The organism is Acidovorax sp. KNOB132, from assembly GCF_057541515.1.
Map to the genome: position 1 here is coordinate 1 of NZ_BAAJYT010000238.1, position 5,540 is coordinate 5,540.

At 70.8% G+C, this 5,540-nt stretch carries 5 protein-coding genes; all 5 read left to right on the forward strand.

The window, feature by feature from the left end; translation table 11 throughout:
- Window positions 1-144: 144 nt before the first annotated feature.
- On the forward strand, window positions 145-1,098 hold the full coding sequence (locus AC27IO_RS19825; RefSeq protein ID WP_498740348.1) for a sugar ABC transporter substrate-binding protein: 954 nt from the start codon (window positions 145-147) through the stop codon (window positions 1,096-1,098).
- A gap of 111 nt (window positions 1,099-1,209) precedes the next feature.
- The gene (locus AC27IO_RS19830) at window positions 1,210-2,811 is read left to right on the forward strand and encodes a sugar ABC transporter ATP-binding protein (RefSeq protein ID WP_498740354.1); all 1,602 of its coding nucleotides are present in this window, start codon (window positions 1,210-1,212) and stop codon (window positions 2,809-2,811) included.
- Window positions 2,808-3,812, forward strand: a complete 1,005-nt coding sequence (locus tag AC27IO_RS19835; protein ID WP_272565210.1) for an ABC transporter permease — start codon at window positions 2,808-2,810, stop codon at window positions 3,810-3,812. Before AC27IO_RS19830 ends, AC27IO_RS19835 begins: the two co-directional genes overlap by 4 nt.
- A gap of 35 nt (window positions 3,813-3,847) precedes the next feature.
- A complete protein-coding gene (locus AC27IO_RS19840) occupies window positions 3,848-4,858 on the forward strand; it encodes a LacI family DNA-binding transcriptional regulator (RefSeq protein WP_498740350.1) in 1,011 nt (336 codons plus the stop codon).
- Between the two features lie 44 nt (window positions 4,859-4,902).
- Window positions 4,903-5,540 (forward strand): PfkB family carbohydrate kinase (locus tag AC27IO_RS19845; protein WP_498740352.1); only part of this gene is annotated, 638 nt, incomplete at its 3' end.

The window sequence follows — 5,540 nt, forward strand, 5'->3', positions numbered from 1 at the left end:
AACGTTTGCGCAAACGTTTGCTTTCGCTACCATGGCGGTCCGCGGCGGTTTTTCCGGATGGAGATCGGGGCTCTTTCGACAGCCCCAATCAGGTCCGCAACCGGCGCATTCCGCACCCCGACAACGCCTTTTCCAGGAGACACCATGCCCTTGACCCGCCGCTCCGTTCAAACCGCCGCCGCCCTCGCCGTGCTGGGGGGCCTGCTGGCCTCGCCCGCGTTCGCGCAGGACAAGCCCAAGATCGCGCTGGTGATGAAATCGCTGGCCAACGAGTTCTTCCGCACCATGGAAGACGGCGCCAAGGCGCACCAAAAGGGGCATGCCAGCGAATACACGCTGGTGGCCAACGGCATCAAGAACGAGACGGACACCGCCGCGCAGATCAAGATGATCGAGCAGGCCGTGGCGCAGAAGGTCAACGCCATCGTGCTGGCACCGGCCGATTCCAAGGCGCTGGTGCCGGCCGTCAAGGCGGCGGTGGACAAGGGCATCCTGGTGGTGAACATCGACAACCGCCTGGACACCGATGCGCTCAAGGAAAAGAACCTGACCGTGCCCTTCGTCGGCCCCGACAACCGCGCAGGCGCCAAGCTGGTGGGCGACTACCTGGCCAAATCGATCAAGGCGGGCGACAAGGTCGGCATCATCGAAGGCGTGTCGACCACGTTCAACGCCCAGCAGCGCACGCTGGGCTTCCAGGACGCGATGAAGGCCGCCAACATCAAGGTGGTGGGCGTGCAGTCCGGCCAGTGGGAGATCGAGAAGGGCAACACGGTCGCTGCCGGCATGCTGCGCGAGCACCCCGACCTGGTGGCGCTGCTGGCCGGCAACGACAGCATGGCGCTGGGCGCGGTGGCCGCGGTGAAGGCCGCCGGCAAGGCCGGCAAGGTGCAGGTGGTGGGCTACGACAACATCAACGCGATCAAGCCCATGCTGGCCGATGGCCGCGTGCTCGCCACGGCCGACCAGTACGCCGCCAAGCAGGCCGTGTTCGGCATCGAACTGGTGCAGAAGGCCCTGGCCGCCAAGACGCCGCAGGCCCAGCTGCCGGCCGAGGTCAAGACCGAGGTGGTGCTGGTCACCAAGGACAGCAAGTAAGCGCGCCCGCAGCGCCTGCCGACCTCCTCGCCTGCCGCCTTTGACCTGAGGACCGACCCCGTGCCCCCTTTGCCGCCCGCCGCCGCGCCCGCGTCCGCCCCCCTGCTGGAGATGATCGGCGTGGGCAAGGACTACCACGCCACCACGGTGCTCCACACGGTGACGCTGTCGCTGCATGCGGGCGAGGTGCTGGCCCTCACCGGGGAGAACGGCGCGGGCAAGAGCACGCTGTCCAAGATCCTGTGCGGGCTGGAGCCGGCCTCTCGCGGCAGCATGCGGCTCGCGGGCCACCCCTATGCGCCCGCCTCGCGCCGCGACGCCGAGGGCCAGGGCGTGCGCATGGTCATGCAGGAGCTGGGCCTGATTCCCACGCTCACCGTGGCCGAGAACCTGCTGATGGGCCGCCTGCCGCACCGCGCGGGCTGGCTGCGCCGCGGCGCGCTGCATGCAGCCGCCCGCACGCAGCTGGCCAAGATCGGCCTGACCGACATCGACCCGGCCACGCCGGTCGCGCGCCTGGGGCTGGGGCAGCAGCAGATGGTGGAGATCGCCCGCAACCTGCACGACGACACGCGCGTGCTGGTGCTGGACGAACCCACCGCCATGCTCACGCCGCGGGAGACCAACTATTTGTTCGAGCAGATCGCGCGGCTCACGGCGCGCGGGGTGGCGATCGTCTATGTGTCGCACCGGCTGGAGGAACTGCGCCGCATCGCCGACCGCGTGGCCGTGCTGCGCGACGGCGCGCTGGTGGACGCCCGCCCCATGGCCGGACTGAGCGAGGCCGATCTGGTGCAGCGCATGGTGGGCCGCGCGGTGAGCGACCTGGAACACCGCCCACGCCGCCAGGCCGGCCCGGTGGTGCTGCGCACCGAGGGCCTGGGCCGGGGCACGGCGGTGCAGGACGTGAACCTGGAGCTGCGCGCGGGCGAGGTCTTCGGCATCGCGGGTCTGGTGGGCTCGGGCCGCACCGAGCTGCTGCGCCTGCTGTTCGGCGCCGACCGGGCGGACCGGGGCACGGTGGTGCTGTCCGAAGGACATGATCCAAATCGGCCTCCAGCACAATCGGTACTATGGCATAACGCTACAAATTCAATAGCAAACGATTCCCACGAGCCGCGCGAACGCCGCATTCCGCGCGGCTTCGCCTCGCCGATGCAGGCCATCGCGGCGGGCATCGGGCTGGTGGCGGAGGACCGCAAGTCGCAGGGCCTGCTGCTCACGCAGCCGATCCGCGTGAACGCCACGCTGTCCGACCTGTCGGCCGTCTCGCGCCTGGGCTGGCTGCGCCGGGCGCACGAAAGCAGCGTGGTGCAGGGTTTCATCCGCACGCTGGGCGTGCGCTGCCGCGGGCCCGAGCAGCCCGTGGGCCAGCTGTCGGGGGGCAACCAGCAGAAGGTGGTGTTCGCCCGCTGGCTGCACCGCGACGGCCGCGTGCTGCTGCTGGACGAACCCACGCGCGGCGTGGACGTGGGCGCGCGCGCCGACCTGTATGCCGAACTCGACCGCATGGCGGACGCCGGGCGCGCGCTGTGCATGGTGTCGTCCGACCTGCGCGAACTGATGGCCATGGCCGACCGCATCGGCGTGATGAGCGCCGGGCGCCTGGTGGCCGTGTTCGAACGCGGCCAGTGGACCGAACAGTCCCTGCTCGCGGCCGCTTTTTCCGAACCCGGTGGCCGCACGGCCGCCCAAAAACCCCTTTCCGCATGAACACCCCCGCACCGGCGCCCCAGGCCGCCGCCCCTTCTTCTTCCGCCGCCACATCCGCCTCCGTCTGGCGCACGCAACTGGGCACCTTCCTGGGGCTGGCGGCCGTGCTGGTCGGCATGGTCGTGCTGTTTTCGTGGATGTCCGAGTACTTCTGGAGCCGCGAAACCTTCGTCACCATCGCCAACGAGATCCCGGCGCTGGCCGTGATGGCGGTGGGCATGACGTTCGTGCTCATCATCGCGGGCATCGACCTGTCGGTGGGCTCGGTGATGGCGCTGTCGGCCGCCACATCGGCCGCCGCCATCCTGCAGTGGAAATGGAGCGTGCCGGCCGCGGCCGCGCTGGCGCTGGCCACCGGCCTGATCTGCGGCACGGTGACCGGCGCGGTGTCGGTGGCCTGGCGCCTGCCCTCGTTCATCGTTTCGCTGGGCATGCTGGAGGCGGTGCGCGGCGGCGCCTACGTGGTGACCGATTCGCGCACGCAATACGTGGGCGACGCGATCTCCTGGCTGTCGGCGCCCGTGGCGGGCGGCGTCTCGGTGGCGTTCGTGCTGGCCCTCGTGCTGGTGGTGGTGGCGCAGCTGGTGCTGTCGCGCACGGTGTTCGGCCGGTGCCTGGTGGGCATCGGCACCAACGAAGAGGCCATGCGCCTGGCGGGCGTGGACCCGCGCCCCATCCGGATCGCGGTGTTCGCGCTCACCGGCCTGCTGGCCGGGCTGGCGGGGCTGATGCAGTCCGCGCGCCTGGAAGCGGCCGACCCCAATGCCGGCACCGGCATGGAGCTGCAGGTGATCGCCGCCGTGGTGATCGGCGGCACCAGCCTGATGGGCGGGCGCGGCTCGGTCATCACCACCGCGTTCGGCGTGCTCATCATCGCGGTGCTGGAGGCGGGCCTGGCGCAGATCGGCGCGAGCGAGCCGAGCAAGCGCATCATCACCGGCTGCGTGATCGTGGCCGCCGTGATCGTCGATACCGTGCGCCAGCGCCGGGCAGCCGTTTAATCCCCGGGCCGCCCCGCACCTGCACCCCTGATCCCATGGCCACCATCAAGGACGTCGCCCGCCGTGCCGAAGTGTCGGTGACCACCGTGTCGCACGTGGTCAACGGCACGCGCCACGTGAGTGCCGAGGGCCGCGCGCGCGTGGAGGCCGCGATCCGCGAGCTGGGCTACGTGCCCAGCGCCATCGCGCGCAGCCTCAAGCGCAACCACACGCGCACCCTGGGCATGCTGATCCCCAACAGCTCCAACCCGTACTTCGCCGAGGTGGTGCACAGCGTGGAGGACCGCTGCTTCGGCGCGGGCTACAACCTCATCCTGTGCAACACCAACGACGAGGCGCAGCGCCAGGCCTCCTACCTGCAGGTGCTGGCCGAGCGGCGCATCGACGGGCTGATCGTGGTCTCGACCGGGCACGACGCCACGCTGGCGCGGCAGCTGGAAGGCCTGTCGATCCCCACCGTGCTCGTGGACCGCGAGATCGAGGTGCCCCAGCCGCCCTGCGACCTGGTGGAGACCGCGCACGCCCAGGGTGGGCGGCTGGCCACCCGCCACCTGCTGGACCTGGGGCACCGCCGCATCGCCTGCATCGGCGGGCCGCAGGGGCTGGCGCCCAGCGAGCAGCGCATCGCGGGCTGGCGCGAGGCGCTGGCCGAGGCCGGCGCGTCCTCCGAGGGCATGCTGTCGCACGGCAACTTCACCAGCCAGGGCGGCTACGAGGCGATGCAGGCGCTGTTCCGTGCTCCTTCCGCACCAAGCGCCGTCTTCGTGTGCAACGACCTCATGGCCATGGGCGCGCTGTGCGCCGCGAACGAGCGGCAGCTGCGCATTCCCGATGCCCTGTCGGTCGTCGGCTTCGACGACATCGAACTGGCCGCCTTCACCAGCCCGCCGCTCACCACCGTCGCCCAGCCCAAGCTGCGCATCGGTGCTCTGGCGGTGGACATGCTGCTGGAACGCATCGACGGCAAGCGGCAAGAGCTGCGCCAGGTGCTGCTGCAGCCCGAATTGCGCGTGCGCGCCTCCACGGCCCGCTACCTTTTTTCCTGACCCTGCCGGGCTCCTTTCCCTTTTTTGTCCCTTCTTTCCCGCGCATGAACGCCGCCTCTCCCTCCCGCCCCCGCATTGCCGTCGTCGGCAGCCTCAACATGGACCTGGTGCTGCGCGTGCCCCAGGCGCCCGGCGCCGGCGAAACCGTCATGGCGCACTCGCTGAACCACATTCCCGGCGGCAAGGGCGGCAACCAGGCCGTGGCGTGCGCCCGCCTGGGCGCGGACGTGCACCTGTTCGGGCGCGTGGGCGCCGACGGCAACGGCCAGGCGCTGCGGGCAGCGCTTGACGCCGACGGCATCGACCACTCGGGTGTGCAGACCGACGACAGCGCCCCGACCGGTCTGGCCGCCATCGTGGTGGACGACGCGGCGCAAAACCGCATCGTCGTGGCCGCTGGGGCCAACCTGCAGTTCGTGCTGGACCCCGCCACCCTGGCACCCGCGGTGCAGGGAGCAGCCTGCCTGGTAGCCCAGTTCGAAGTGCCGCTGCCCCAGGTGCTGGCCGCGGCCGCCCAGGCGCACGCCGCCAGTTGCCGCGTGGTGCTCAACCCCTCGCCCATGCAGCCCCTGCCCGATGCGCTGTGGCCGCTGGTGGACACGCTGGTCGTGAACGAGGTCGAGGCCGCCGCCCTGGTGGGTGGTGCTGTCCAGACCCCGGACGAGGCGGCGCACGCCGCCCC

Excerpts from the sequence above, each read along its gene's own strand:
- AC27IO_RS19830 (WP_498740354.1), top strand. The coding sequence starts at position 1,210 with ATGATCGGCGTGGGCAAGGACTACCACGCCACCACGGTGCTCCACACG.
- AC27IO_RS19825 (WP_498740348.1), top strand. The coding sequence starts at position 145 with ATGCCCTTGACCCGCCGCTCCGTTCAAACCGCCGCCGCCCTCGCCGTG.
- AC27IO_RS19840 (WP_498740350.1), top strand. The coding sequence starts at position 3,848 with ATGGCCACCATCAAGGACGTCGCCCGCCGTGCCGAAGTGTCGGTGACC.
- AC27IO_RS19835 (WP_272565210.1), top strand. The coding sequence starts at position 2,808 with ATGAACACCCCCGCACCGGCGCCCCAGGCCGCCGCCCCTTCTTCTTCC.